Source organism: Mesorhizobium sp. B2-1-1 (genome assembly GCF_006442975.2).
Classification (GTDB): domain Bacteria; phylum Pseudomonadota; class Alphaproteobacteria; order Rhizobiales; family Rhizobiaceae; genus Mesorhizobium.
The window spans coordinates 2,677,323-2,702,645 of the sequence record NZ_CP083954.1; the positions used below are offsets into that span (position 1 = coordinate 2,677,323).

At 65.1% G+C, this 25,323-nt stretch carries 23 protein-coding genes; 12 read left to right on the top strand and 11 right to left on the bottom strand.

Annotated features, from left to right (window positions below):
- Window positions 1-35: 35 nt before the first annotated feature.
- Window positions 36-1,493: a hypothetical protein gene (locus FJ972_RS13115; RefSeq protein WP_140521458.1), complete on the top strand. Its 1,458-nt coding sequence runs from the start codon at window positions 36-38 to the stop codon at window positions 1,491-1,493.
- Window positions 1,494-1,657: 164 nt separating this feature from the next.
- On the opposite strand, the gene FJ972_RS13120 is transcribed toward FJ972_RS13115, so the two are convergent.
- Complete coding sequence (locus FJ972_RS13120) at window positions 1,658-2,194, bottom strand: DUF6428 family protein (protein WP_140516099.1); 537 nt, start codon at window positions 2,192-2,194, stop codon at window positions 1,658-1,660.
- A 42-nt stretch (window positions 2,195-2,236) separates the two neighbouring features.
- On the opposite strand from FJ972_RS13120, the gene FJ972_RS13125 reads away from it, so the two are divergent.
- From FJ972_RS13125 to FJ972_RS13140, 4 genes are all read left to right on the top strand, one after another.
- Complete coding sequence (locus FJ972_RS13125; RefSeq protein WP_140521459.1) at window positions 2,237-2,590, top strand: ArsR/SmtB family transcription factor; 354 nt, start codon at window positions 2,237-2,239, stop codon at window positions 2,588-2,590.
- A gap of 85 nt (window positions 2,591-2,675) precedes the next feature.
- Window positions 2,676-3,089, top strand: a complete 414-nt coding sequence (gene arsC / locus FJ972_RS13130; RefSeq protein ID WP_140521460.1) for an arsenate reductase (glutaredoxin) — start codon at window positions 2,676-2,678, stop codon at window positions 3,087-3,089.
- Window positions 3,070-4,308 (top strand): arsenite efflux MFS transporter ArsK, encoded by a 1,239-nt coding sequence (gene arsK / locus FJ972_RS13135; protein WP_140521461.1) that lies wholly within the window; start codon window positions 3,070-3,072, stop codon window positions 4,306-4,308. Before arsC ends, arsK begins: the two co-directional genes overlap by 20 nt.
- A 131-nt stretch (window positions 4,309-4,439) precedes the next feature.
- Window positions 4,440-5,321 (top strand): EamA family transporter, encoded by an 882-nt coding sequence (locus FJ972_RS13140; protein WP_140521462.1) that lies wholly within the window; start codon window positions 4,440-4,442, stop codon window positions 5,319-5,321.
- A gap of 52 nt (window positions 5,322-5,373) precedes the next feature.
- Here FJ972_RS13140 and FJ972_RS13145 read toward each other — a convergent pair whose 3' ends face one another.
- Entirely contained in the window at window positions 5,374-10,383 is a 5,010-nt protein-coding gene (locus FJ972_RS13145; protein WP_226880577.1) for an autotransporter domain-containing protein, read from the bottom strand.
- A 225-nt stretch (window positions 10,384-10,608) separates the two neighbouring features.
- On the bottom strand, window positions 10,609-11,568 hold the full coding sequence (locus FJ972_RS13150; protein ID WP_140516087.1) for a helix-turn-helix transcriptional regulator: 960 nt from the start codon (window positions 11,566-11,568) through the stop codon (window positions 10,609-10,611).
- Window positions 11,569-11,767: 199 nt separating this feature from the next.
- On the opposite strand from FJ972_RS13150, the gene FJ972_RS13155 reads away from it, so the two are divergent.
- Window positions 11,768-12,904 (top strand): helix-turn-helix transcriptional regulator, encoded by a 1,137-nt coding sequence (locus tag FJ972_RS13155; RefSeq protein WP_140521464.1) that lies wholly within the window; start codon window positions 11,768-11,770, stop codon window positions 12,902-12,904.
- Between the two features lie 155 nt (window positions 12,905-13,059).
- Here FJ972_RS13155 and FJ972_RS13160 read toward each other — a convergent pair whose 3' ends face one another.
- Genes FJ972_RS13160 through FJ972_RS13170 form a run of 3 tightly spaced genes read right to left on the bottom strand, consistent with a single transcriptional unit; the run spans window position 13,060 to window position 16,813 of the window.
- Window positions 13,060-15,357, bottom strand: a complete 2,298-nt coding sequence (locus FJ972_RS13160; RefSeq protein WP_140521465.1) for a xanthine dehydrogenase family protein molybdopterin-binding subunit — start codon at window positions 15,355-15,357, stop codon at window positions 13,060-13,062.
- Window positions 15,354-16,337, bottom strand: a complete 984-nt coding sequence (locus FJ972_RS13165) for an FAD binding domain-containing protein (protein WP_140516081.1) — start codon at window positions 16,335-16,337, stop codon at window positions 15,354-15,356. The genes FJ972_RS13160 and FJ972_RS13165 overlap by 4 nt, the downstream gene beginning before the upstream one ends.
- The gene (locus FJ972_RS13170) at window positions 16,334-16,813 is read right to left on the bottom strand and encodes a (2Fe-2S)-binding protein (RefSeq protein ID WP_140516079.1); all 480 of its coding nucleotides are present in this window, start codon (window positions 16,811-16,813) and stop codon (window positions 16,334-16,336) included. Before FJ972_RS13170 ends, FJ972_RS13165 begins: the two co-directional genes overlap by 4 nt.
- Before the next feature lie 300 nt (window positions 16,814-17,113).
- Here FJ972_RS13170 and FJ972_RS13175 point away from each other — a divergent pair, with 300 nt between their 5' ends.
- Together FJ972_RS13175 and FJ972_RS13180 are read left to right on the top strand one after the other, a co-directional pair.
- Complete coding sequence (locus FJ972_RS13175; RefSeq protein WP_140521466.1) at window positions 17,114-17,728, top strand: TetR/AcrR family transcriptional regulator; 615 nt, start codon at window positions 17,114-17,116, stop codon at window positions 17,726-17,728.
- A 57-nt stretch (window positions 17,729-17,785) separates the two neighbouring features.
- Complete coding sequence (locus FJ972_RS13180) at window positions 17,786-18,784, top strand: bestrophin family protein (protein ID WP_140521467.1); 999 nt, start codon at window positions 17,786-17,788, stop codon at window positions 18,782-18,784.
- A gap of 84 nt (window positions 18,785-18,868) precedes the next feature.
- Here the strand turns inward: FJ972_RS13180 and FJ972_RS30150 are convergent, their stop codons facing one another.
- From FJ972_RS30150 to FJ972_RS13190, 3 genes are all read right to left on the bottom strand, one after another.
- The gene (locus FJ972_RS30150) at window positions 18,869-18,997 is read right to left on the bottom strand and encodes a hypothetical protein (protein WP_263483591.1); all 129 of its coding nucleotides are present in this window, start codon (window positions 18,995-18,997) and stop codon (window positions 18,869-18,871) included.
- Window positions 18,998-19,029: 32 nt separating this feature from the next.
- A complete protein-coding gene (locus FJ972_RS13185; protein WP_140521468.1) occupies window positions 19,030-19,350 on the bottom strand; it encodes a hypothetical protein in 321 nt (106 codons plus the stop codon).
- Between the two features lie 120 nt (window positions 19,351-19,470).
- A complete protein-coding gene (locus FJ972_RS13190; RefSeq protein ID WP_140521469.1) occupies window positions 19,471-20,223 on the bottom strand; it encodes a DUF899 domain-containing protein in 753 nt (250 codons plus the stop codon).
- 110 nt (window positions 20,224-20,333) lie between these two features.
- Here FJ972_RS13190 and FJ972_RS13195 point away from each other — a divergent pair, with 110 nt between their 5' ends.
- From FJ972_RS13195 to FJ972_RS13205, 3 genes are all read left to right on the top strand, one after another.
- Window positions 20,334-21,554 carry a helix-turn-helix domain-containing protein gene (locus FJ972_RS13195; protein WP_140521470.1) on the top strand — a complete coding sequence of 407 codons (1,221 nt, stop codon included), beginning with the start codon at window positions 20,334-20,336 and terminating at the stop codon, window positions 21,552-21,554.
- A 35-nt stretch (window positions 21,555-21,589) separates the two neighbouring features.
- On the top strand, window positions 21,590-22,222 hold the full coding sequence (locus tag FJ972_RS13200; RefSeq protein WP_140521471.1) for a glutamine cyclotransferase: 633 nt from the start codon (window positions 21,590-21,592) through the stop codon (window positions 22,220-22,222).
- A gap of 160 nt (window positions 22,223-22,382) precedes the next feature.
- Entirely contained in the window at window positions 22,383-23,213 is an 831-nt protein-coding gene (locus FJ972_RS13205) for an aldo/keto reductase (protein WP_140521472.1), read from the top strand.
- Between the two features lie 200 nt (window positions 23,214-23,413).
- On the opposite strand, the gene FJ972_RS13215 is transcribed toward FJ972_RS13205, so the two are convergent.
- Window positions 23,414-23,785, bottom strand: a complete 372-nt coding sequence (locus tag FJ972_RS13215; protein WP_140521473.1) for an endonuclease domain-containing protein — start codon at window positions 23,783-23,785, stop codon at window positions 23,414-23,416.
- Between the two features lie 247 nt (window positions 23,786-24,032).
- A complete protein-coding gene (locus FJ972_RS13220) occupies window positions 24,033-24,338 on the bottom strand; it encodes a hypothetical protein (protein WP_140500102.1) in 306 nt (101 codons plus the stop codon).
- A 220-nt stretch (window positions 24,339-24,558) separates the two neighbouring features.
- Here FJ972_RS13220 and FJ972_RS13225 point away from each other — a divergent pair, with 220 nt between their 5' ends.
- Window positions 24,559-25,200, top strand: coding sequence for a glutathione S-transferase family protein (locus tag FJ972_RS13225; protein ID WP_140521589.1), 642 nt, complete (start codon window positions 24,559-24,561; stop codon window positions 25,198-25,200).
- The last annotated feature ends 123 nt before the right edge of the window (window positions 25,201-25,323 follow it).

The following is a 25,323-nucleotide window of genomic DNA, read 5'->3' on the forward strand; positions in this document are numbered from 1 at the left end:
AATACTGAATGGGGTATGCGTAAAGGGCATTCGTTATGAATTTCAAGGGTCTGATCAAGCGTGCCGAAGACGTAGATGATGCACTCCAGGAGCTGCAGGCCGATCTGGCGGACGCTCTGGATGCCAGCCTCGATACCGAATACGACGCGCCGCCGGACAGCGGCTATATCCCAGATTCCGCGCCAGGAGCCGAGGCCTCGGCACCCGAGGCCAATGCGGATGATGCGGATAATCCGGACGGCGCGGGCAACGCCGACGATACCGAAACCGCACCACGACTGACGCCCCATACCCAGACCCGGATGGCGGCATTGAGTGCCTTCGAAGGGATGTTCCATGACGCCAGGAACTATATGGACGAGATCAACGGCAAATTGTCGGAGATCGCTACCTCACACCATTTGACGCGCGAATTCCTCAACATCCTCCACACCGATATTCTTCGCGCCAACGAGCTGGAGCTCGCAAATGGCGACCTGGTCGCGGAACAAAGAACGCTGTCGGAAAAGCTGCACGACACGGCAAGAAAGCTGCGCGAGCGTGAAAGCGCCTGCGAATTGCTGCAACAGCGCGAGACAAGCCTGGTCCAGGACAGGGAGGCGCTTCGCGCAGCGCTCGCAGCGGCCAGGCTGGAACTTGCCGAGACGGCCAATGCGAGCGCAAAACGCGACGCGGAGTTCGGCGACATCGCCAAGCGGCTGACGGCCAGGGCGGTCGAGGCCAACAGGCGCCTGCGCGAGAGCAAGATGCTGCGGGAAAAACATGTCAGCCTGTCGATCGAGCTCGACAAGGCGCTGAAGCGGGAAACCCAGACGCGCCACAGGCTCGACGAGCTCTCGACGATCCATGCCAGCGAAGCAGCGCGGCTTGCCGAACTGCTGACCGCGCTCGGCAAGAGCGAAAAGGAGGAGATAAGGCTCCAGAAGTCACTCGAGACCGCGCAGGCGAAGCTGTCGGAAATGACCGAAGCGGCCAGCATGATGGAAGACGACAGGCAAGCTGAGCTCGCCCGCAGCCAGACGGAAATGCGCGGATTGCGTTCCGAGATCCAGGACCTGCAATCACGGCTGGAGCGGGCCTCGCACGAGAACAGCGAGGCCACAGCCGAGATCGCCAGGCTCAAGACCGACTTGAACGACACGCTGGCCGAAAAGAAAATCGCCGATCAAAGGTTGTCCTCGCTCACCGACGAGAACGAAAACGACAAGACGAGCCTTTCGAAAGCGAACGCCAATCTTTCGCAGCTTGCGCTGCAACAAGCATCGGAACAGATACAGCTGGATGTCCAGAGGCAGGAATGCGAGGACCTCAAAGCTGAAATCGCGTCGCTCAATGCGCGGATCAAGGAATTGCTGCCTTACGAGCGGCTTCACAAGGCCACCAACGGCAGATCGCGCGAGGCCGACGTGGTCGACATCGCCGCCGTTGTGGCGGAGAAAGCCCGTGGAACGGGCAGGCGGCGCATCCGCAGGAACCTCCGCGCCACGCCGTAGCTCATTTCGCCGGCATGGCCGCAGGTCCCGCTGCGGGGCAGCGTTCCGCGCCCGCTGCCTCAACGCGATCGCACGCCGCCGCGGCGCAAATCGCTGAACTGAGCGAGCGGGAGGCTGTCTTGGCCGTCAAGACGGCGCCAAGCCATCTGCTCGGCTGCGAAGCGTTAGCCGCAGCAAGGTTGGGGTCCGGCCGAAGGTCCGCAGCAGGCCTTGGCTTTCCTTTCCTCCTCCAGCCAGCGGTCGCGCGGCTTGCAGCTTGCCGGCCGCGGCGAAAGCTCGACATGCACCGCATCACCCGCGAGCCGGGGGAGCGCGGCGCGGTAGAGCTGCATCGGGCGCACGCCGTCGCTGACTTCGAAAGTAAGCTTGGCGGAATGGTCGAGGCCGACATGCTCCGTCACCTTGCGGATGATCGCCGAGAATTTCCCGGCCGGCATATGCGTGCGGTCCTCCTCGACGTCCCAGAGCTGCACGAAGATCTCGGCCCAGGATTCCGGGTTTGCACCGCAGTCCAGCGCAGCGAACTGGCCGGCCTTCACCTCGGTGACGTGGTAACCAGGCCTCACCGGCCGGCCGTCGTAGAAGAACACCAGCCGCCGGTCCTCGTAGCCCGCCAGAAACTCCAGCAGGCCAGCGATGGTGATGTCGTCGGGATCAACGACGTCAGCGGGTTCAAATTCCCGATTGTCAGAAACGAGCATGTGCGGTAATCCTTGTTTCAACATTTTTAGGATTGTTGAAATATGGATGAACGTCAAGCCCTTTCCGCCTTTGCGGCTCTTTCGCAAGAAACGCGCCTGCGCATCCTGCGGCATCTGGTGATTGCCGGTCCCGACGGGATTGCCGCCGGCGCCATCGCCGAAAAAGTCGAGGTCTCGGCCTCGAATGTGAGCTTCCACCTGAAGGAGCTCGAGCGGGCAGGGCTGGTCAGCGTGCGGCGCGATTCGCGCTCCATGGTCTACAGCGCCGAATATGACGCGTTGAGCGGCCTCATCCGTTTCCTGATGGAGGATTGCTGCTCCGGCCGGCTGGAGATCCGCGCTTCGGCGTTGGCTCTAGACTGCTGCGCGGCCGATGTGAAGGGACCGGTTCAGTGATCGTCGCGCCGACAGCCCGGGCGATCGTCCCGACCGCGCCGCATCAGCAATCCGAAATCCAACCTCTTGCCGTCGAGGCCAAGCCATGACCGCTACGATCTTCCACAATCCCGACTGCGGCACCTCGCGCAACACGCTTGCCATGATCCAGGCGAGCGGCGAGAAGCCTGACATCATCGAGTATCTGAAACATCCGCCCAGCCGGGACCGCTTGCGCCAGCTGGTCGCCGCCATGGGAATTCCCGCGCGCGCCTTGCTGCGCGAAAAGGGTACGCCCTATGCCGAACTCGGCCTGGGTGACGCCAAATGGACCGATGAACAGCTGATCGACGCCATGCTGAGGCATCCGATCCTGATCAACCGGCCGATCGTCGAGACGCCCAAGGGGACGCGGCTGTGCCGTCCGTCCGAGCTCGTGCTCGATCTGCTCGACCATCCGGTGGCCCGCTTCACCAAGGAAGGCGGCGAGGTAGTGATCCATGACCGTGGCATCAAGTGATCGAAGCCTTTCCGATCTCGAAGTCCCGGAGCGCTCGCCGCTGACCGCCATTGCCGCCCTCGGCGTCACCCAGATCATCGGCTACGGCACGCTGTACTACAGTTTCAGCATTCTCGCTGCCGATATGGCCAGGGATCTGGACTGGCCGACCGAATGGATTTTCGGCGCGCTCTCGGCGGCTCTGCTGGTTGGCGGCCTGACGGCGCCCTGGCTCGGAAACTGGATCGACCGCTTCGGCGCCGGCAAGATCATGACCGCCGGCTCGATCCTTGCCGCGGCTGCGCTCGCCGCCTGTGCCTACGCGCCGGCGGCCGGGGCCTTCGTGGCGGCGCTGATCGTGCTGGAAGTGGCATCGAACCTGGTCCAGTACGGCGCCGCTTTCGCGCTGCTTGTGCAGATAAGGCCGCGCGCGGCGCAACGTAGCATCACCTATCTCACCCTCATCGCCGGCTTCGCATCGACCGTGTTCTGGCCGATCACCTCGGCCCTGCACGCGCAGATGTCATGGCGAACCGTCTATCTCGTCTTCGCGGGGCTGAACCTGCTCGTCTGCCTGCCGCTGCACGCCTGGCTCTCGCACGGGCTGGCCAGGAGCAGGCGCTCGGCGACCGAGCCGCCACGGCATGTCCAGGGATCGCTTCCGGCCTCGGCGCGGCCGCTCGGCTTCGCGTTGATGGTCATCGCCTTCTCGCTGCAGAACCTGCTTGGCGCCGCTGTCCTGGTGCATATGGTGCCGCTGCTTTCCGGACTTGGCCTCGGGGCGACCGCTGCCGTCGTCGGAACGCTGTTCGGGCCGTCACAAGTGTTGAGCCGCTTCATCAACATGATCTTCGGCATCAACCTGCCGCCATTGACGCTGGCCATCATCTCGGCCGGCCTGATGACGAGCGGGGTCGTCGTGCTGAACTGCACGGCGCCTTCCGTCGCAGGCGCGATGGTTTTCGCCGTCGTCTTCGGCATGGGCAATGGGCTTTTCAGCATCGTCATCGGCGCCCTGCCGCTGACATTGTTCGGCAGTGCGGACTATGGCCGGCTGCAGGGGCGCGTCACATCGGCCCGGCTGCTCGTTTCTGCCGTCGCGCCGTTTGCGCTGGCCTTTGCCATCGTCCATGTCGGCATTGCCTGGTCGCTGGGGGCAATGGCGTTTCTGGGCGGCACCGCGCTGCTGGTCCTGACGGCGATCACGAGACTGCCGAACGCGCGCAACGGCCGCGTCTGAGGGCGGCCGGCTCGTCCGTGGCCCTTTCTTGCCCCATCGAGATGCCGGCCCTGCCTCACGACGAGCGGGCCGGTTCGCCCTATCTCCCATGACGCAGCGTTTGCCTGATGGCGTACGGAGGACGGGATCAAGTGACATCGACGCCGGTTGTCGGTCGCGAAGCGGCGCCTTTGCCTGTGATGGCGCTGTTGGGGGCCATGGTGTCGATCCAGATCGGCGCCACTTTCGCCAAGAGCCTGTTTCCGGTGATCGGCGCGCAGGGCACGACGACGCTGAGGCTGGTCGTCGGCGCGCTGATGCTGATCGCCGTGCTACGGCCCTGGCAGATGCAGCCTTCGCGCGCCACCGTGCCGTGGCTGGTCGCTTATGGGGTAACGCTGTGCGCGCTCAACCTCCTGTTCTACGCCGCGCTCGCCACGATTCCGCTCGGCGTTGCGGTGGCGCTGGAGTTTTCGGGACCGCTGCTGGTGGCGACGCTGACCTCGCGGCGCGCCGGCGACTTTGCCTGGATCGCGTTGGCGGTCGCCGGCATCGTGCTGTTGTCGCCCTTCATCCGTTCGTTCCAGCCGCTCGATCCGACTGGGGTGATGCTGGCGCTGGCGGCCGGCGGTTTCTGGGCGCTCTACATCGTGCTGGCGCAGAAGGCGGGCGCCGAGCTCGGCACCCGCACCACCGCCTACGGCATGGCGATTGCCGCCGTGCTGGTGCTGCCTTTCGGCGTGGCGCAGGCGGGAGCGGGCCTGCTTGCGCCGTCGATTCTGGTCAGTGCCTTGCTCGTCGGCCTGTTCTCGAGCGCGCTGCCGTTCTTTCTGGAGATGGTGGCGCTGACCCGGATGCCGGCCCGCATCTACGGCACGCTGACCTGCCTGGAGCCAGGGCTCGGCGCGCTGGCCGGCTTCCTGTTCTTGCATGAGAGCCTGACCGCGCCGCAACTGGCCGGCATCGCCGCCGTCATCGTCGCGGCCGCCGGCACCGCACTGACGTCGAAGCCGCCGGTGCCGTCGCCGGAGTAGGGGCGGGTCAACGTACAGGTTCGTGCTGCAAAGCCGGTTTCGTCACCGTCGTTCAGAACTTCACGCCCAGATCGACCTTCGCGCCCTGCTCGACCGTGCCACTGCCGAACTGGCCGGTATAGGACAGGCCGAGCGTCGCATTGGCCGACATGTTGAGATCGAGGCCGGCCTCGATCACCGCGGCATCCCTGGCGATCGGCACGCCGGCGATGGTGAATTGATCGCCGCCGGCGAAGGCGAAAGCGGAGGTCGGCGTGACATCGCCGAAGGCGTGACGCCAGCCGAGCATGCCGCGAGCGGTGGCATCGATGCCGCCAAGCGCGAAGTCGGTCGCGCCGCGAAGGCCGAGTGTGGTGAAGGTGGCGTCGTTGTTTGTGCTGGCGCTGGTCAACGCCGCGGCACCACCCGTTTCGGTGAAGCCGTCGGTGTGCACGCTGACATAGGCGAGGTTGGCGAAGGGTTCGAAATGGAAGCCACTGGCATCAGCCTTGTAAGCGAGTTCGCCGAACACTTGCGCGGTGCCGGCGTCGTAGTCCGCCGACAGTTGATCGGCAAAGCCGTTGAAAGTAGCCGAGCGCCTGGTCGAGATGCTGCTCCAGCTATAGGCTGCACCGCTGCGGAAGGCGATGGCGCCCCAGTTGGTGCCGCCATAGAGACCGAGATGATAGCTGTCGCTCTTGCCTGACGAATCGCGGTCGTCGGCATCGAAGGAGGAATGGCCGTAGCCGCCGAGCACGCCGACACGCCAGCCGCCGACCAAAGTGTCGGCGCCGGCCAGCAGGCCGCCGGTCGAGCGGTCGAAGGCGGCGGCATTGCCGTCGCTGTCGGTGTTGCTCCACGAACCGAACACCTGGCCCCAGACGGCGAAGCGGTCGGTATCGGCCGCCACCATTTCCGGTCCACCCTCGCCATAGGCCATGACCGGCAGCGCCGCCGCGCCGCCATCGCCAAAGGCAGCAGCAATGCGATTGCTGGCGGCGTCGCGGACGAAGCGGCTGTCTTCAAGCAGCATGCCCTTGGCCGAGGCGTGGATTTCCCCGGAAAGCTGGTCGAAGGCGTCCTGGGCGGCTGCTTCGCTCGGCAAAGCAAATATCGCATCGAACAGCGGATTGCCGCTGCCAAGACTTTCGGCACCACCGCCGGTGGCGATCTGGTTTGGCGTCAGGCCGACATCGGCGAAGGACTTTGCCTGCACCGCGTCGATGTAGACATGCGTCGGATCGTAATTGGCGTAAAGGCCGGTGAAAAGGCCCAGTCCGCTGATTGTGTAGGTGCCGATGACGCCCGCGTCGGCCTGCAGAACCGTGTAATGCGTGCCCGGCACGTAAGGCGCTGCGTCCGTCTTGACCATTTGGAGGATCGCGCCGGAGGCGATGGTCGCCGTGCCCGTCGCGTGGATGAGATCGGACTGGCCGGTCGAGGTCAGCTCGACCTGGTAGATCGAGCCGGCCGCCTGGTCGAGATTGCCGGCGACGTGGAGCGTACCGATCGAATTGCCGGGTGCGATGATGCCGCCCGACCGCGCCATGACACCACCCACCGTGCCGTTGCCGCCCAGCGTGCCACCGAAGATCGTCACCAGCGAATTGGCCAGCGAACCATTTACGGCCAGCCGCCCGCCATCCACATTGGTGGCACCGGTGAAGCCGCTCGAATCGGCGGTGAGGTTCGTCGCGCCGGCGATCTGGTTGATCGTGCCCGCGCCACCGATCGCCGACGCGAAGGCGTAGTTCGTATCGGTGTGGTTGAAGTTGATCGCACCCGCGCCCGGCCCGAACTGGACGCTCGCCGCATTGAGCGTGCCCGCGGCCGCCGCTGGCGATCCGCTCGCCGCACCGATGTTTAGCGTGCCGACGGAGCCCGCCATGGCGGCGATGTTGACCACGCCGCCGCTCGACACCGCGCCGCCATTGGCAATCGTCAGCGTGCCTGTTCCACTAACGCCGACATCGAGATCTCCGCTGCTGGCCCATGTCGAGCCGGCGCCGCTGACGTTGGCCATGCCAATGGACCCGGCATAAAAGCCCAGATAGCCATCGGTGTTGGCGACCTTGCCACCGTTCGAGACGGTCAATGATCCCGTGCCACCCTGACCGACCTGAAGGAGGTTGCTGCTGGTCCAGCTTGAGCCTGCGCCGCTGACGATTGCCGTGCCCACCGCCCCGGCGTCAAAGCCCAGATAGCCAGCAGCGCTGGTAACGATACCTCCGTTTGAGATCGCCAGCGTGCCGGTGCCGTCTTCGCCGAGATAAAGGGAAGCATTATTGGCCCAAACCGAGCCGACGCCGTCGACTGTCACCGAGCCGATGGCGCCCGCGGCGGAGCCTACGGTGCTCACCAGGTTGACGACGCTGCCGCCGTTCGAGATCGTCAACTTGCCCGTGCCGGAATCGCCGATGCGCAGGTCCGAGAAATTGATCCAGTGCGAACCCGACCCATCAACGGTGGCGATGCCTGTGGAACCCCCAGCCTTGCCCAAATAGCCGGTCTGGTTGCTGGCGGTGCCGCCATTGGTGATGGCCAGCGTGCCCGTACCTTGGTCGCCGACGCTCAGGTTCGAACTGTTTGCCCAAATCGAGCCGGCACCGTCGACCGCTACCGTGCCGAGCGAACCCGCGGCGTAGCCAATCAAGCCCAAGCCATTGCTGACCATGCCGCCGTTCGAAACCGTCACCGTGCCCGTGCCAAAGCCTCCGACATAGAGGTCCCCGCTGTTCGTCCACTTCGATCCCGCGCCGTCAACCGCCGCCATGCCGGTCGAACCGGCAATGTAGCCGATATAGCCCCAGCCATTGCTGACCGTGCCGCTGTTCGAGATCGTCAGAGTACCCGTGCCGAAACCGCCTACGAACAGGTCCGAGCTGTTGTTCCAGGCCGACCCCCCACCGTCGACCGTTACCGTGCCCGTCGAGCCCGACAATGTGCCCACATAGCCTGTGGTATCGCTGACCTTGCCGCCGTTCGAGATATTCAGCGTGCCGGTACCCTGATCGCCGACGAACAGGTTGGAACTGTTTGTCCAGGTCGATCCCGTGCCGTCGACCGTCACCGTGCCGGCGGAACCCGAATCGAAACCAACGAAGCCCAGGCCACTGCTGACCGCGCCGCCGTTGAGGATGTTCATTTCGCCGGTGCCGGCGGAACCGACAACAAGAGCTACGCTGGCCCAGGTCGAGCCTATACCGTCGACCGTTGCCGTGCCGGTGGAGCCCGCAACGTTGGCTAAAATGCCGTTCTGATTGCTGACCGCGCCCTTGTTCGAGACCGCCAGCGTACCCGTGCCCTGATCGCCAACGATGAGGTCCGAGCTGTTGGTCCAGGTCGAGCCGGCGTTTTCGACGAACACAGTGCCGGTCGAATCTGCTTTCGCGCCAATGACCGCCGAGCTGTTCTTGACGACCCCGCCGTGGGAGATCGCCAGTGTTCCGGTACCGAAATCGCCCACAGCCAGATTGGAGCTGTTGGTCCAGGTCGAGCCGGCGCCGTCGACGAACACGAAACCGGTTGAACCTGCTTTCGCGCCGATATTCCCCGAGGCGTTGCTGACCACGCCGCCGCTCCCAACCAAGAGCGTGCCGCTGCCGCTATCGCCGACGAATAGATCCGAGCTGTTGGTCCAGGTCGAGCCGGAACCGGTGACCGTCGCGAAGCCGATAGAGTCCGTCAGCGCGCCGATCGTGCCGATGGCGCTACTGACCGCGCCGCCGCCCAAGATTGTGAGCGCACCCTGGCCTTGGTCGCCGATGAACAGGTTGGAAGTGTTTGTCCAGGACGATCCGTTACCGTCGACCGCCACCGTGCCAGTGGAGCCCGCGGCATAGCCCGCATATCCCACCGAACTGGTGACTTTGCCGCCATTCGTTATCGTCAGCGTGCCGAAACCCCCGTTGCCGACCGCGAGCGCGGCGTTGGCCCAGGTGGAGCCAACGCCATCGACGGTTGCCGTGCCACTGGAACCCGCCAGGTTACCCAAAATGCCGCTCAGGTTGCTGACTTTGCCGCCGTTCGAAACCGTCAGCGTACCGGTGCCCTGATCGCCGATGAACAGGTGGGAAGCGTTGGTCCAGGTCGAGCCCGTGCCGTCGACGATGACCGTACCCGTGGAGTTTGAATTCTTGGCAATTGTGCCTACGCTGTCGGTCACCTTGCCGCCGGCGGAAACGATCATCGCGCCCGTGCCAGTCTGTCCAACCGTCAGGTTCCCGCTGTTGGTCCATGTCGACCCCGTGCCGGAGACATTGACTGTGCCGTGGGAGCCGGCATTCGCGGCGACAACGCCGGTCACATCCGTCGCCGTTGCTCCGCTGAAGATGTCCAGAAATCCGGTGCCCTGATCGCCGACAGTTACCTGGGAAGCATTCGTCCAGGCCGAGCCTAGCCCCGTCACCACAACGGTGCCGGAGGCCGAGAAACTCCCGCCAATATTGGCAAGATCATCCGACAACAGGCCGCCATTTGAAACCGTCACCGATCCGGTGCCGCCGAAACCGACATAGAGATTGCCCGCGCTGTTCCATTGCGACCCGGTGCCGTCGACCGTGGCCGTTCCAACGGAGCCGGAATTATAACCGACAAAACTACTGCCATCATTCATAACACCGCCGCTGGCAACGTTCAGCGTGCCGGTGCCGCCATATCCAAGGGCGAAACTAGCGAAAGTACTCCACGAGGAGCCGACGCCGGTGATCGTTGCCGATGCATTGGCGGTTGCCGAATATGCCAATGTACCGTCTTGGCTGGTCAGAGTGCCGGCATTCGAAATGGTCAGATCACCGGTCGAGGAAGAGCCATTTGCTATGGTGACACCGGCGGCAAAAGCATTTGCGCCGTTGATGACAGTCGGGTTGACGGCGCTTGTGTTGATAGTGACATTATCGGCCGCTGTCGGCACCGACGCTGGGGTCCAGTTTCCGGCCGTGAACCAGTTCGTGGAGGCAGCACCGGTCCAGATCTCGGCTGCCGCCGCGGTGAGCGGCTGACCAAGACCGACCAGCGCGGTCGAAGCCAGCAACAGATACTTCATCCCCGTCGCCTTGCGGCCTGCAAATGTGTTCTGCGGCATCCAAACCCCTGACATGATAGTCATTTCACCCTGAGGCTGACATGTCATTGGAGCTCGGGCTTGTCTTGGGCAGGGCCGCACTGGAATTGGACTGGAGCGAAAAGCCGAGCCTTTTGCGCGCACTGTGGCAGTTCTGCGCCACGATCGCGCAGGTGCCGCTCCACCGGCCTCTCAAAGAGAGAATCGGACGCCGCGCCAGGGCCGGCCACAGAAAGTGCCGCAACCCTATCTGGCGCTGGTCGGCGTATAGCCGAAACGGCGACGAAAGCAGCGATTGAAATACGATACATCGCTGAACCCGCTCGTCATCGCGATATCGCTGACCCGCATGTCGCTGTGTCTCTGAGAGAGCATCCTATGGGCGCTCTGCAACCGCAGTTCGAGAACGCGCTCGGAGAAGCTCACTCCGGTTTCCTGAAGGAGATCATGGACGTAGCGCGCCGACAGGCCGAGCTGTTGCGCGACACCTTGGGCGGAGATGCCAGGATCGGCGAAATCCTCGGCAATCGTTGCCAGGATCGCCTCCAGCCTGGCGGCGCGCAGGCCGCGAAGGCCGACCAATTCGGCAGCCCGGCCTTTCGCCCCGGTCACCAGGCCGATCAGGTCCACGATCGTGTCCGTCGCATGGGTTATGAGATCGGCCGAGGCGAGCGGGCTGCCGCTTTCAAGAAGCTCGCAATAGCGCTTGAGAAGATCGAGGGCTTCGTTGTCGGCGCCGATCTTCAACCCCAGCCGGTCGTCGATCTGCGGGAAGGCGCGCATGAGGACCGCGCGTGGGACCACCACATTGGTCCAGATATTGCTGTCGGCACCGGTCATTTTCAGCGCCTCCGAGGCCGTGACGAGGACCGCTTCTCCCCGACCGACGGCATATTCGCGGCCGACCTGCACGCCCGACAAGAGGGTGTCGGCCTTGTTGATCAACAGCAAATAGCCGTCATTGTCGTCCTCGGCGATGTTGCTCGCCTTCCTTGTCGCCTGCTTGATCGTTCCGGACATCTGACCGAGAACCAGTGAACCGACAGCCGTGGCTTCGATCGAGGCCTCGAAGGGCAGGTTTTCCGATATGCCGTATTCCACCGACCAGATTTCCGCGACGTGGATGTCCTGCCACAGGGAAAATCGCTCGCGTTCGCCAAGATGCGGCGGCAACTGAGCCGATGAAAACACCGTCTTTCGCGACAATGGAAAACCTCGATAAAGTATCCGCGCTTAAAAAATACCGATCGCCATACTTTCAATCGGCAGAATAACCGGCAACAGTGGCGGCTGGCGTCAAGCAATCGAGTTGAATCCTAATCGAGATCGGCCAGGAGTGGCGTCATCCAAAAGTATGACGCCACAAAATTCTCCGAGGCGAGATCGCAGTGTGTCTGGAGGCGTGGTGGAGAGGCTGAGCAGCGAAGTCCTTGGTTCCATTATCGGCGATATCTACGATTGCGTTTTGAACCCGGAAGGCTGGGCCGGGGTCATGACCCGGATCACGACGGCCATGGACGCGGCCTATACAACCATCGCGCTCGCCAGCACCGCCGACAATCATGGCCGCTTCGCCGCTCAATCGCCCTGGGATCCCGTGCAAATGCGCGTGCTCCAGGACTATGACTTTGATGCAATTCCCGGTCTGAAGACGGCGGTCATCGGCGACGTCGACACGCCCGTCGCGACGCTGTCGCTGATGAGCGAAGCCGAACTCGGGCAGACGGCATTTTTTCAGAATTGGGCCGAACCGCAGGGATTGCGCGAAGCCTGCATCACCAAATTCGTCCACACATCGGACCGGATCGGGCTCATGGGTTGCACCACATGGGCCGACAGGGGGATCATATCAGCCGAGGACCAACATTTCCTGGCGTTGCTCTCGCCGCATCTGCGCCGTGCTTCCCTGATCGGAGACCTGCTCGACCAGGCTCGCGTTACCGCCAGCCTTTACCGCCAGGCGCTCGACAATCTCGCAGTGCCTGTCGTGCTTGCCGGCGCCAACGGGGCCATCCTCCATGCCAATGGCGCTGCCGAACGGATGTTGTCGGCGCAAGGTCCGATTCTTTCCAGGAACGGCCTGCTCCAGGCGCAGAATCCGGCGGTCGCCCGCGCCCTGCTGGAAGCGATCGCCAGCGCCGCGAACGCAGATGCTTCGCTTGGCGCCCGGGGCATAGGACTGCCGGTCTCGGCCCCAGGCCGGCCGCCCGCTGTCGCCTATGTGCTGCCGCTGACCGAAGGAACCGCGCGCGCGGCTTTCCGGCCGGCATGCGCGGCTGTCTTCATATCGACCACAACGTCGGCTTCTCCTCTCCCGGAGGCCGTCCTGACCACGCTGTTCGACCTTACGCCCGCGGAGGCGCGGGTCCTGCTGCGGATCGGCAGCGGATTGTCGGCGTCGAAGAGCGCTTTGTCGCTCGGCATCGGCGAAAACACCTTGAAGACACACCTCAATCGTATCTTCGCCAAAACCGGGACGAGACGCCAAGCCGATCTCGTCAAGCTCGTCTCGGACATAGGCACGCCCCTGGCAGCGCATTGAGGCTAAGGCGTAGTCTCGCCGCAAGGGCGGAGATCAGCCTCACCGCCGCCAGGGCGGCTCCGGCGCGAAGCGCTTGCCGGGATCGCGCCTGGCCGCCCCCCTCTGGCCTGCCGGCCATCTCCCCCTCAAGGGGGGAGATTGCTCGCTTCCACCGCTCAGATCAGCTTCTCCAGCGTGATCGGCAAATCGCGGACGCGCTTCCCCGTCGCGTGGAACACCGCGTTGGCGATCGCCGGCGCCACGCCGACGATGGGCAGTTCGCCGACGCCCTTGCCGCCGAGCACCGAGGAGTGCGGGTCGGGGATGCCGACCGAAATCACCTCGATGTCGGGAATGTCGGCATTGGTCGGCACCAGATAGTCGGCGAGGTTGTTGTTGACGATGCGGCCGTGGCGGCGGTCGATGATGCCTTCTTCCAGCAACGCTTGGCCGATGCCCATGATGATGCCGCCCTTCCACTGGCTTTCCGCCAGCTTCGGATTGTAGAGCCGTCCCGAATCCAGCGCCGACACGACGCGCGAGACCCGCACGGTGCCGAAATCCTCGTCGACGCGGACCTCGATGAAATGCGCGCACCAGGAATGGCGGGAATAATCGCCTTCCGTGTGCGGCAGCGCCATGGCGATGGTGGTGTAGTTCCTGTAGCGGTCCTCGGCACTCGAATTGGCCGGCATGGTATCGCCTGTCGCCTCGATGCGATCGCGGCCGACGCTTTTGAGGAGCTCGGCGATCGACACATCGGGGCCGTCGCCACGCGGTGCGGTGATGCGGCCATTGGCGACGACCAGCGTGTTGGCCTGCAGCGCATGGAAGGGCGAGCGCGGGTCGCTGATCGCCAACCCGACCAACTGGTCGAGCGCCGAGGTCGCGGCCTTGTAGACGGCGCCCGTCATGACGCCGGCCAGGCGCGAGCCGCCGGCGACGCCGGCGCGGGGGAAGCGGGAATCGCCCAGCTTCACCACGACGTCGTCGGCCGGCACGCCAACCGTCTCGGCCGCCGTCTGCGCCAGGATGGTGTAGGTGCCCTGGCCCATGTCGATCGAGGAGCTTTCGACCTCGACCGAGCCGTCGGCCAGGATGCGCACGATCGCCTCGCCATAGGCGCGCCGCACCGGATAGGTGCCTGCGGCCACGCCCCAGCCGATCAGATGGTTGCCGTCGCGCATCGAACGCGGCTCCGGTGAGCGCCTGGCCCAGCCGAAGCGCTCGGCGCCCGTGGCAAAAGCCTCGCGCAACTGCCTGGTGGACCAGGCTTTTTTCACTTCCGGGTCCTGCTCGGCATAGTTCCGCAGCCGGATCTCCAGCGGGTCGATGCCAACCTCATAGGCGAGCTCGTCGATGGCGCTTTCGATGCCGAAGGCCGAGGGGTTCTCGCCCGGCGCGCGCATGGCGCCCGGCACCACGGAATTCACCCGCACGACGTTCTGCCGGGACGAAAAGTTCGGCGTCGCGTACATGATCGAGGTAACCGAGGCCAACGGCTCCACCCACATGCCATCGATCGACGTTTCATTGACGCCGCGATGCACGATCGACTGGATTTTTCCTTCCGCATCCGCGCCGAGCGCCACCGTCTGGCGCGTCGCGGCGCGGCCGCCATAGCCGGTGAAGGTCTGCGGGCGCGTCATCACCAGGCGCACCGGCCGGCCGAGCATTTTGGCTGCACTCGCGGCAACCGCGCCGTGGCCGAGCGCCAGCGCCTTGGAGCCGAAGCCGCCGCCGATATAGGGCGAGACCAGCCGCACATTCTCGAACGGCACATCGAACCACTCGGCATAGGTGCGCGCCATCCCATCGAGCCATTGGCTCGGCTCCCACACGGTGAGCCGGTCGCCCTCCCAGCGGGCGATCAGGCCGTGCGGCTCCATCGGCGCCTGGTATTCGCGCGGCGTGTTGTAGGCGGCGCAGATCCGGACCGGGGCGGACGCAAAGGCAGCCTGCGCGTCGCCCCATTCCTTGGTCATGGCCTCGATCGGAATGCCGTCGCCGGCTTTGGCATCGTTGAGGTCGACGATGGCCGGCGTCTCGTCATAGTCGACCTTGACCAGGGCCGCTGCCGCAACCGCCTGCTCGAAGGTTTCCGCGACCACGGCGGCGATATGCTGGCCCGAAAAGCTGATGTCGCGCGCCAGCGGGCAATAAGGCTTGTCGGGCGGGGGCGTGCCGAACCAGTCCGACGCGGTTTTCAGGGCCATGATGGTGTCCGGCGTCAGCACTTGCAGCACGCCGGGCGCCGCCTCAGCCTGCGCCGTATCGATGGCGCGCACCTTGCCGGAAGCGATCGTGCTGTCGACCAGCACGCCATAGGCCAGGTCTTCGAGCTGCTGTTCGACGGCGTATTTGGCTGCGCCGGTGATCTTGGCCGGGCCGTCGACGCGCGACAGCCGGCCTCCGACGGCTTGTGCCAGCACGCCGTCGGAGGCGTCGCCATGTCTTGCGATGTGAACGGTCATGCCGCTTCTCCCAGTTTGAGGATCGCTCTGGCCACCACGCGCGGCGCGAGCTCGATCTTGTAGTGGTTGGCGCCATGGTCGACGGCGCCCTCGACGGCGAGCAGGCTGGCCGCGCGGACAACCTCAGGCTCCAGCACCTTGCCTTTAAGCGCCTCTTCCACGGTGCGCGCCCGCCAGGGCTTGGTGGCAACGCCGCCGAGCGCGACGCGCAGGTCGCGGACGGTGCGCCCGTCGGCCTCGAGTTCGAGGCCGACGGCGGCACTGGCGGCGGCGAACTCGTAAGACTGCCGGTCGCGGACCTTCACGTAGCTCGAGCGGCGGGCGGCGGCGGATCCCGGGATTTCGATGGCGGTGATCATCTCGCCCGGTTCGATCGCGTGTTCCTTCTGAGGCGTGGTGCCGGGCAGCAGGAAAAAGTCGTCGACCAAGACGCGGCGTTCTCCGAGATGGACCACCGCATCGAAGGCGACCAGCGCGGTGGCGAGGTCGCCGGGATAGGTGGCGATGCAGGCCTCGCTGGTGCCGAGCACCGCATGGCCCCTGGTGACGCCGCCGATCGCCGAACAGCCGCTGCCGGGCTCGCGCTTGTTGCAGGCGGCAAAATTCGAGGGATCGCGGAAATAGGGGCAGCGTGTGCGCTGCATCAGATTGCCGCCGACGGTCGCCATGTTGCGGAGCTGCGCCGAAGCCGCCTGCCACAGCGCCTCCGAGACGGCGGGAAAGCCGCCCTTGATGCCGGCGTGGTCGGCGACATGGCTCATCCTGGCGAGCGCGCCGATGACGGCGCCGCGCTCGTCGATCTCGATGGTATCGAGCCCCTTGAGATGGCTGATGTCGACCAGGCTATCGGGCTCGGCGACGCCGCATTTGGCGAGGTCGATCAGCGTCGTGCCGCCGGCCAGCAGCATGGCGCCGGGCAGGGCGGCCGCTTGGCGTGCGGCGTCGACCGAGGCGGCGCGAAGATAGGAAAAATCCCTCATGACGCGGCCTCCAGCGCTGCCTGGCGCACGGCGGCGATGATGTGCGGATAGGCGCCGCAGCGGCAGAGATTGCCGGCCATGTATTCGCGGATCTCGTCATCGGAGCCGGCATGGCCTTCGCGGATGCAGGCGACCGCCGACATGATCTGGCCAGATGTGCAATAGCCGCACTGGAAGGCGTCCTGATCGAGGAAGGCAGCCTGCACGGGATGCAGTTCGCCCTCCCGTGCAAGCCCCTCTATGGTGGTGACGGTGCGGCCTTCGGCCTGTGCCGCCAGCGTCAGGCAAGCCAGCACGCGCTCGCCGTCGACATGCACCGTGCAGGCGCCGCACTGACCGTGGTCGCAGCCCTTCTTGGTGCCTGTCAGGCCGAGGCGGTCGCGCAAGGCGTCGAGCAGCGTGACGCGCGGTTCGAGGTCCAGCGTATGCGGCTGGCCGTTGATATCGAGATGGACGGGGATTGTGGTGTTCGTCATGGGCGTCTGGCTCCAGTTGCTTGACGCTGAGGGAAATGAAGTGGTGTCGGGGCGGGGAAGGGCAAGGCGCAATGTGGTCAGCTTGGCCGATCTCCCCCCGCGGGGGGAGATTACGCTCTTCGGCGCCTTCACCAATCCCTGACGAATATCGGCCTTGGCTTGCAAGCTTTCAGCACGTGACATACCGGTTCCCCTGATTATATGATAAAGGTGCTCCACTAAAGCGGAGGCGCCTCCGTTTATTACGTGGGGGCTGACCCGATGGGGTTCAAGCCCCATATTTCGACAGTGGAGAAAAAATTGGCCGCAGAGCCGTCCGCCATCCCCGACCAGAAGACCGCAGAGGCCAAGCCGTTGCGCGCCGACGCGCAGCGCAACCGCGACCGGCTGGTCGAGGTGGCGGCCTCGGTCTTCGCCGAGCGCGGGATCGATGCCTCGCTGGAGGAGATCGCGCGCCGCGCGGGCGTCGGCATCGGCACGCTCTACCGCCATTTCCCGACGCGCGAGCACCTGGTCGAGGTGGTCTACCGGCGCGAGGTGGAAGGGCTGTGCGCGGCCGCCGACGAACTGGCGACAAAGCATCCGTCCGACGTCGCGCTGGAAGAATGGATGCGGCGCTTCGTCGACTATATCGCCACCAAGCGAGGGCTTGCGACCAGCCTGCGCATCCTGTTGACTGCGAATGCCAATCTCTATTCCGACACGTCGGGTCGGGTCTCGGCGGCGTTGCGGCAATTGGTCGAGGCGGCGGTGGCCGAGGGCACCATCCGTGGCGATGTCGACGCGTCCGACGTGCTGCACGCGCTGGGCGGCATCTATTCGGCGCCCGACACCCCGGATTGGCGCGATCGCTCGCGCCGGCTGGTCCGGCTGCTGATGGACGGATTGCGGTTCGGCGCCGCCAAGGCTAGGTGAGGGCGACTGGAGACTGGCCTGCGGCTAGCGGGCACGTCCGCGATTTGGGGGCATCTTATGTATGTGGGCCGTTCCTACAAGGTGATGGATTTCGCGCTCTGGTCGCGGCGCAGCGTCATCTACATGGTGGTGGTGAGCGGACTGGCGGTGGCCGCCTACCGTTTTCCCGGACTTGCCGGGTTCTCGGTGCCGTGGTCTGTCGTGCTGGTGCTCGGCACCACGGTGTCACTGGTTGCGGGCTTCAAGAATTCGCAGGTGTTTACCCGCAGCGGTGAAGCGCTGCAGGCGTTTGCGCAAATCACGGCCAGCAGCCGGTTGTGGTCCAATTTCTGCAGGGACTTCACCGACGCCCCGACAGCGAAGCAACTCATCTATCGCCACATCGCCTGGATGACGGCGCTGCGTTTCGCGCTGCGGCGGCCGATGCCATGGGAATCCATGGCGCGGGCCGCCAATATCGAATACCGGCGGCGTTACCATGTCCAGGAGGATACGGGCTCGATCGCCGACGAATTGCGGCCGTTGCTGGCCGAGCAGACCGAGGGCGTCCTGAAATCGCCCCGCCCGGCGATCGCCTTGCTCGAAATGCAATCGGTGCAGGTCAACGGCTTGTTCAAGGATGCCAAGATTCCTCCGCAGATCTATGGCGAACTGACAAAACTCATCCGCGACTTCCACGACCAGCAGGCGCGCTGCGACCGCATCAAGAACAATCCCTATCCCCGCCAATACGCCATCGTCAGTTCCATGTTCGTCATGATCTTCTGCACGCTGTTGCCGTTCGGCGTCGTTCCGGTCTTCGCCGAGATGGGCAAATTCGGCGGGGCGCTGAGCTCGATCGCGATCTGGCTGACGATCCCGTTCAGCACGCTGCTGGGCTGGGCATACATGTCGCTCGACCAGGTCGGCGAGAGCAGCGCCAACCCTTTCGAGGGCAACGCCAACGATGTGCCGATCTCGCAGATCTGCCGCGACATCGAGATCGAGATGCGGACCGGGCTCGGCGAGGTCGACCTTCCCGCGCCATTGCTGCCTGTCAACGACATCGCGACGTAAACGCCAGCGCGCTTGGCGGTGATGAGCAGGGCGAACGGCCGGCTTCATTGCGCCTGGGCGGCGCGCCGCTCCGCCGTCGAAGCGTCAGGTCTTTTCGGGCGTGCACCAGGGGCAGCCCTTGGCGGGTTGCGAGGGCTCGTCGCCGCGCCGTGTCGGCTCCGCCTCGATCGGCTCCCGTGTGTCGGGACCGTGCGTCTCACTCGTCCGTGTCATGGTTCTTCTCCTTGGTGGGTTGCATCGGCGATTCAAACTGGTTGCGCAATGCTCTGTTTTTGCAGAGTTTTCTCCAAGCGCTTTGCTTTCTCCCGGCCCGCCTGCCTGTTGGAAATCACGCGCAGCCAAGGCGCCAGATGGAAGGCGCTCATCAGCAGGTACATGGCCGGCATGCCGGTGAGCGGCGAAGAAGTGCCCATGCACAGCATCGCCGCATCGCCGCCGAAGATGCCGGCCAGCAGCGCCATCAGGGCGAAGGTCGGCGCTGCGGCGAGGCCCAGCCAGTCGGCGATGCCGAGGCGGGCCGCGTCCTGATCGGGACAGGGAAGGGCGTCTGTATGGATGTCGCTCATGTCTTTCTCCTCGGTTGCGCATTGGCGCGAGCCCGGAAAGCAGCAGCAATCCTGGGAAAGCTGCCGCCTTGCGAAGAGCGTCCGGCTGCGCTTGCGTCGAGCCGGCGCTCTAGCCAGGCTCTACTGGGCGTCCTTGTTGCGGAACGCCGCCTCGCCGGCAGCAGACACTTCGTCCCATTTCCTGTCCGGCGCGGTGTCGGCGTCGTAGTTGTCGCTCCAGTTCCACCATTTGTAGGTCGGGGTCTGCGGATAGCCTTCGGGCGAGTCCTCCCAGACCTCCTGGCGGCCGAGCGGCGTGGCGTCGAGGTAGCTCCAGACGGTGCCCATCGCCTCGTCGCCGCGGTTGTTGATCAGATAAGTGCGGAAGATGCGGTCCCCGTCGCGGATGAAGACGTTGTGGCCGTGCCATTCGTCGACGCCGAAGTCTTTGTCGAAGCTGTCGGTGATGGTGTACCAGGGCATTGCCCAGCCCATCCGCTTCTTCAGCCGCGCAATGTCGGCCTGCGGCGCACGCGAGGCGTAGGCCAGCGTGGTGTCACGGGCGTTGAGATGAGCGAGGTTGGAGACCTGGTCGGCGCCCAGCGAGCAGCCGCGGCAGGCGTGATCGGGCCAACCATACACACCCGGCTCGAAGAAGGCGCGGTAGACGATCAGCTGGCGGCGGCCCTCGAACAGGTCGAGCAGGCTCGCTTTTCCGTTGGGGCCTTCGAACGTGTAATCCTTCTCGACGGCCATCCACGGCATGCGCCGGCGCTCGGCGGCCAGTGCGTCCTTGGCGCGGAGCGTCGCCTTCTCCTTTACGAGCAACTGCTGGCGCGCCGCCTCCCATGCTTGCTGGGAAACGATCGGCGGTGTGTGCATTTGCTTGGTCATGGCTTTTGCCTCGCTGTTCCGGTTTGATGTGACGCGACTGACATAGCGCCGGACAGCGGGATGGTGAGAGTTACAAGTGTGGCGGGATTCGCCGTGGCGGGATTTTTTTGATGGATTCGCTGATCACGGCCGCGGGGCTGTTGCTGGCGGCGGGTGACCCGCTCGGCGCGCTCGACCGCGTGGCGTTGCGCGAGGACGCGCCGGCGCTGGCGCTGCGCGGCATCGCCATGGCGCAGCTCGGCGATCTCGACCGGGCCAGGGCTCTGCTGCGGCGGGCGGGGCGCACCTTCGGGCCGAGGGAAGCGGTGGCGCGCGCCAGATGCGTCATCGCCGAAGCCGAGATCGCGCTGGTTTCGCGCGACCTCGGCTGGCCGGCCAAGGCGCTCGACGCGGCGCGGGCGACGCTGGAAAAGCAAGGCGACCGGCTGAACGCCGCGCATGCGCGGCACCTGGAAGTGCGATTCCTGTTGCTGATCGGCCGTCTCGACGAGGCCGAGCAGGTGCTGGCCGGGCTCGATGCGACGCCGTTTCCGCCGGCTTCGCGGGCCGCGCACGAGCTGGTCGTCGCCGGCATCGCCATGCGGCGCCTCAGGACGAAGACCGCGCGCGCGGCACTCGAGCGGGCCCGCCACGCCGCATGGCGGGCCGGCATTCCCGGACTGATGGCCGAGGTCGACAGCGCGTTCCGGGTGCTGGCAACCCCGGCGGCGCGGCTGATCGCGAACGGCCAGGAGCATCCGCTGCTGCTCGAGGAAGTCGAGACCTTGCAGGCATCGGAAGCGCTGGTGGTCGACGGTCTTCGTTATGCCGTGCGCAGACAGGAGGCGCGGGCCTCTCTGGCGACGCGCCCGGTGCTGTTTGCGCTGGCGCGCGCGTTGGCCGAGGCCTGGCCCGGCGACATGCCGCGTGCGGCGCTCATCGCCAGGGCCTTCGGCGGCAGGCACGCCGATGAATCGCATCGCGCCCGGCTGCGGGTCGAGATCGGCCGGCTGCGCGCCGAGCTGCGCGGGCTGGCCGACATCCAGGCGACGAAGCGCGGTTTTTCGCTGGCGCCGAAACGGGGCGGCGAAGTGGTGGTGCTGGCGCGGCCTCTCGAGGAGCGGCATGCGGCAGTGCTCGCCTTCCTCGCCGACGGCGAAGCCTGGTCGAGCTCGGCACTGGCGCTGGCGCTCGCATCCAGCCAGCGCAGCGTGCAGCGCGCGCTGGAGCAGCTTGCCGAGACCGGCAAGGTGCAATGGTTCGGCCACGGCCGGGCGCGCCGCTGGATGACGCCGCCGGTGGCGGGTTTCACGACCACCTTGTTACTCCCGGCGCCGTTGCCGAACGGCTAGGAATGGATCACACGATCAAGGGTGAGGATGAAGACATGAAACATGCGGCGGCCGAAATCCTGCGTGAATACGGCCCCTTTGCGGGCGTGGACAGCGTGCATGGGGTGAGCTTCGATGGGCAGAACGTCTGGTTTGCCTCGGGCAAGGGGCTCACCGCCTTCGACCCGGAGAGCGGGCAGGCGGTGCGCTCGATCGATGTCGCCGCGCATGCCGGGACGGCCTATGATGGCCAGTACCTCTACCAGCTCGCCAAGGACCGGATCCAGAAGATCGATCCCGGCACCGGCGCGGTGCTGTCCACCATTCCGGCGCCCGGCGGCGGCGGCGATTCCGGCCTCACCTGGGCCGAGGGCACGTTGTGGGTGGGGCAGAACCGCCAGCGCAAGATCCACCAGATCGACCCTGAGACCGGGGCGATCCTGCGCGTCATCGAATCCAACCGCTTCGTCACCGGCGTGACCTGGGTCGATGGCGAGCTGTGGCACGGCACCTGGGAAGGCGACCAGAGCGATGTGCGGCGCGTCGACCCGGAGAACGGAGACGTGCTGGAACGGCTCGACATGCCGCCCGGCAAGGGCGTGTCGGGGCTCGAATCCGACGGCGGCGACCGCTTCTTCTGCGGCGGCGGCCCGGGCGGCGTGGTGAGGACCGTGCGCCGACCGAAATGAGGGCTGATCTTTGCGGTGAGCTCACGTGCCGACGCCTGCGGACAAGCGACAGGAGCATCGTCTGTGTCGATCACAGATTCGGCAATTTGTCCGCCGCCGGCTGGCCGTTGCCCGATGCCGGGCCTAGATAGGCTGGACCATCTTCGCAGAGGACCAGACCATGCCTGAACAGATTTCGTTGAACGACGGCTCGACCATTCCCCGGCTCGGCCTTGGCGTGTGGCAAGTCGATCCCGCTATCACCGCCAAGGTGGTGGGTTGGGGGATCAAGGCCGGCTACAGGCTGATCGACACCGCCGAAGGCTACCAGAACGAGAAGGGCGTCGGGGAGGCGATCCGGAGCGCGGGCGTGCCGAGAGGCGAGCTGTTCATCACCTCGAAGCTGCGCAACGGCGCGCACCAGCGCGATGCCGCATTGCGCGCCTTCGACGATACGATGGACAAGCTCGGCATCGAACAGATCGACCTGTTCCTCATCCACTGGCCGGTGCCCAGCCAGGACAAATATGTCGAGGCCTGGCAGACATTGATCGAGCTGCAGAAAGCCGGCCGGATCAAATCGGTCGGCGTGTCGAATTTCAACCGGGATCACCTGGAGCGCATCATCGGCGAAACCGGCGTCACGCCAGCCGTCAACCAGATCGAGCTGCATCCGCGTTTCCAGCAGCGCGAGATCAGGGAGTTCCATGCCCGGCACAACATCCACACCGAAAGCTGGAGCCCGCTCGGCAGCGGCAGGCTGCTCAGCGACGCGACCATAGCAGGCATCGCCGCAAAGCACGGCAAGTCCGCGGCGCAGACGATGATCCGCTGGCACCTCCAGGAAGGGCTGATCGTCATCCCGAAATCGGTTCACCAGGACCGCATATCGGCCAATTTCGACGTCTTCGATTTCGAACTGGACGCGCAGGACCTGAAGGCCATCCGCGGCATGGATTCAACCGATGGCCGCGTCGGGCCGAACCCTGCGACGGCGGCGTTCTTGTTTTGAGGCCACCAACGTTTTTACTCTACGGCGCCCCCCTCTGTCCTGCCGGACATCTCCCCCACGAGGGGGGAGATCGGCTGTCGTGAATGCTTTCGCCAATTTTCAACTTTGAAAAATGTGGCGCTGGAGCCAAAGCTGCCAATCTCCCCCCTTGTGGGGGAGATGCCCGGCAGGGCAGAGGGGGGCGCTGTCCCGCCAGCCTGTCAGGGCGCGTCTGCCAAACCAGCCGCGATAACGATATGCTGGCAGACATTGTCTATGTCGCGGATGACATCGTCATTCCAGAAGCGCAAGACGATCCAGCCATCCTGTTCCAAGCGTTTGGTTCTGGCCTCGTCAGCATTGGCAAGACCCGGGTCGCCATGTTGTGAACCGTCGACCTCTGCAATCAGCTTTTTCTCCGGGCAGGCGAAGTCTACGATGTAGCCGGCGATGGGGAATTGCCTGCGAAAGCCCAGGCCCATCAGCCTATGCGCACGCAGCTCGTTCCAGAGCTTTAGTTCGGCATCGGTCATGATCCTGCGCATCGATTTCGCGTTAGCGCGGTGTCTTGGGGGCAAGGGTGTGTGTGGCATGGTGTGAGAGGCTTGATGCTGAAGTTGGTCACCAACGTTTTTACTCTACGGCGCCCCCCTCTGTCCTGCCGGACATCTCCCCCACAAGGGGGGAGATTGGCAGCTTTGGCTCCGGCGCTACATTCTTCAACGTTGAAGATTGGCGAAAGCATTCGCGACAGCCGATCTCCCCCCTTGTGGGGAGATGCCCGGCAGGGCAGAGGGGGCTGTCCCGCCGGCGTCTCAGGAGATCAGCAGCTTCAGTGCCTCAAATCCCCGAGCCGTCCAGCTGCTGGGCGTCGTCGCCTTCCCAGGGCGAGGGCATGGAGGCGCGGGCGAGGTTGGCCGAGGGCATCGGCATCCAGCATTTCAGCTCCGGCTCGGCATATTCGACGATGCGGCCGGGCGAGGAGTCCGACGCGCGCCAGCCTTCTTCGCCGAACTGGTCGCCATCCGACCAATAGGCGAGGTCGACTTCCGCCGGCCCCTGCTCGGACGGCCGGACCGTGACGAGGATCCGGCTGCCGTCCTTGGGCGCGCTTGACATGTGGCGCCAGCGGTCGGGCTCATCCATCGCTCATCCTCCTCGAGATCCATTGCCATGCTTCGAGAGGGATAGTCGCCTCGCGTCCGGAAGCGGTCAACCCGGACTTTTCGCAAACCGGTCCTTGCGGTCGCGACCGCATTGTCGGATTCGATCGGCGCTATCCGTCCTTGGCGTGCATGCCGCAACAAGGAGCGAGGCGATGGCGAGTGACAAGGTCGGGCCGAAACCGCACGGGGCGGACGCGGAGATGAAACTGTTCTTCAGCCGCAACCCCAATCCGCGCCTGGGAGTCGCGGTGGCTCGTCACCTCGGGGCGAAAGTCGCGTTCGAATTCGCTTCGCCCATGGCGCCGGGGCAGGCGGAGCGGTTCCGTCCGCTCAATCCCAATCTTTCCCTGCCCTTGCTGGCCTGGCCTGGAGGGAGCCTCTGGGAAGCGGACGCCATAGCCTGCCGGCTTTCGCGCGACCTGGGTTCGGATTTCTGGCGCGCGGGCGACGGCGAACCCGAGATGATCCGTTGGCTGAGCTGGGGCAAGGAGGAGTTCGTCAGGGCCTGCGACATCGTGCATTTCGAGCGCGGCACCAAGCAGCGCTATGGCATCGGGCCGATCGACGCGGAAAAGGTCGCGGAGGGACTGGAACAGTTCCACAGGACGGCGCCGATCCTCGAGGCGGCACTTGGCCGGCGGCCATGGCTGGCCGGGACTTCGGTCTCCTATGCCGATTTCCGCATGGCGACGTTCCTACCCTTCAACGACGCCGCCCGCTTGCCGCTCGGCGACTATCCCCAAATCGAGCGCTGGTATCGCCGGCTCGAAGAGATCGAGGCCTGGCGCGATCCGTTCCAGGGGCTGGACGCGCCCGCATTGGCCCCGGTCCCCGGACGGTGATGCCCGCGTGAGACGACGCGGGAGCGGTCGACCAGGCTTCAGGGCTTGAATCGCGATTCCGCTTCAACTGCTTGTTTTCACGTGCATCCGAAACGATTGCGCGCTTGTCATGCGATCGTTCAG

Excerpts from the sequence above, each read along its gene's own strand:
- FJ972_RS13115 (WP_140521458.1), top strand. The coding sequence starts at position 36 with ATGAATTTCAAGGGTCTGATCAAGCGTGCCGAAGACGTAGATGATGCA.
- FJ972_RS13120 (WP_140516099.1), bottom strand. The coding sequence starts at position 2,194 with ATGCTCGTTTCTGACAATCGGGAATTTGAACCCGCTGACGTCGTTGAT.
- FJ972_RS13125 (WP_140521459.1), top strand. The coding sequence starts at position 2,237 with ATGGATGAACGTCAAGCCCTTTCCGCCTTTGCGGCTCTTTCGCAAGAA.
- arsC (WP_140521460.1), top strand. The coding sequence starts at position 2,676 with ATGACCGCTACGATCTTCCACAATCCCGACTGCGGCACCTCGCGCAAC.
- arsK (WP_140521461.1), top strand. The coding sequence starts at position 3,070 with ATGACCGTGGCATCAAGTGATCGAAGCCTTTCCGATCTCGAAGTCCCG.
- FJ972_RS13145 (WP_226880577.1), bottom strand. The coding sequence starts at position 10,383 with ATGCCGCAGAACACATTTGCAGGCCGCAAGGCGACGGGGATGAAGTAT.
- FJ972_RS13160 (WP_140521465.1), bottom strand. The coding sequence starts at position 15,357 with ATGACCGTTCACATCGCAAGACATGGCGACGCCTCCGACGGCGTGCTG.
- FJ972_RS13165 (WP_140516081.1), bottom strand. The coding sequence starts at position 16,337 with ATGAGGGATTTTTCCTATCTTCGCGCCGCCTCGGTCGACGCCGCACGC.
- FJ972_RS13170 (WP_140516079.1), bottom strand. The coding sequence starts at position 16,813 with ATGACGAACACCACAATCCCCGTCCATCTCGATATCAACGGCCAGCCG.
- FJ972_RS13180 (WP_140521467.1), top strand. The coding sequence starts at position 17,786 with ATGTATGTGGGCCGTTCCTACAAGGTGATGGATTTCGCGCTCTGGTCG.
- FJ972_RS30150 (WP_263483591.1), bottom strand. The coding sequence starts at position 18,997 with ATGACACGGACGAGTGAGACGCACGGTCCCGACACACGGGAGCCGATC.
- FJ972_RS13185 (WP_140521468.1), bottom strand. The coding sequence starts at position 19,350 with ATGAGCGACATCCATACAGACGCCCTTCCCTGTCCCGATCAGGACGCG.
- FJ972_RS13190 (WP_140521469.1), bottom strand. The coding sequence starts at position 20,223 with ATGACCAAGCAAATGCACACACCGCCGATCGTTTCCCAGCAAGCATGG.
- FJ972_RS13195 (WP_140521470.1), top strand. The coding sequence starts at position 20,334 with ATGGATTCGCTGATCACGGCCGCGGGGCTGTTGCTGGCGGCGGGTGAC.
- FJ972_RS13200 (WP_140521471.1), top strand. The coding sequence starts at position 21,590 with ATGAAACATGCGGCGGCCGAAATCCTGCGTGAATACGGCCCCTTTGCG.
- FJ972_RS13205 (WP_140521472.1), top strand. The coding sequence starts at position 22,383 with ATGCCTGAACAGATTTCGTTGAACGACGGCTCGACCATTCCCCGGCTC.
- FJ972_RS13215 (WP_140521473.1), bottom strand. The coding sequence starts at position 23,785 with ATGCCACACACACCCTTGCCCCCAAGACACCGCGCTAACGCGAAATCG.
- FJ972_RS13220 (WP_140500102.1), bottom strand. The coding sequence starts at position 24,338 with ATGGATGAGCCCGACCGCTGGCGCCACATGTCAAGCGCGCCCAAGGAC.
- FJ972_RS13225 (WP_140521589.1), top strand. The coding sequence starts at position 24,559 with ATGAAACTGTTCTTCAGCCGCAACCCCAATCCGCGCCTGGGAGTCGCG.